Origin of the sequence: Streptococcus sp. 1343 (assembly GCF_013277355.1) — a bacterium.
Classification (GTDB): Bacteria; Bacillota; Bacilli; order Lactobacillales; family Streptococcaceae; genus Streptococcus; species Streptococcus pseudopneumoniae.
In genome coordinates this window covers 1-571 of record NZ_VMMT01000109.1, presented here as the reverse complement: position 1 = coordinate 571, position 571 = coordinate 1, and the positions used below count along the sequence as shown (strand labels likewise).

The 571-nt window shown below is 34.5% G+C and carries 1 pseudogene; it reads right to left on the bottom strand.

Features of this window, described 5'->3' with window-relative positions:
- Positions 1 to 571 (bottom strand): annotated as a pseudogene (locus HT709_RS11445) (serine protease); the annotation flags it as partial.

The following is a 571-nucleotide window of genomic DNA, read 5'->3' as shown; positions in this document are numbered from 1 at the left end:
ACTCCCATTGGTATGAACTCCGACAACCCTATTGGTAGAATCATATACTGCTGAACCGCTTGCACCACGCAAAGTATCTACTTGATAGAATAAAAAATCATTTGTATCTTGAAGTATCGTTTTTGTATCAGTATACATCTGCTTAATATCCTTATTAACAGCAGAATATCCCGTAACTGTTACATCTAGATTTTTAGTATTTTCTAAATTATTGGGAAGTCCTAACGTCCCCAATTGAGCGCCAATCGGTTCTTCCAAAATTAAAACTGCTAAGTCATAGGTAGTAAGCTCATCTGGATCAGTATTTCGAAATTCTTTTAAATAGCGAGCTTCTTTTACTTTTATCCGACCAAACGGCACACTATTTGGAGTACGAGCAGGAGTAACATATAGTTCTTCTGCATCTTTACCAAACTCATGTTTATAAATATTATGAGCAGCAGTAATAAGGACATTATCCTTTATAAAATTGGCACTCCCTCGATAAGTTACATCTTTACCATTTTTCACACCACAAAATTCTTACTCTACATAAGCTGATGTAGAGTAAGGATATTGTAAAGTATTTTTT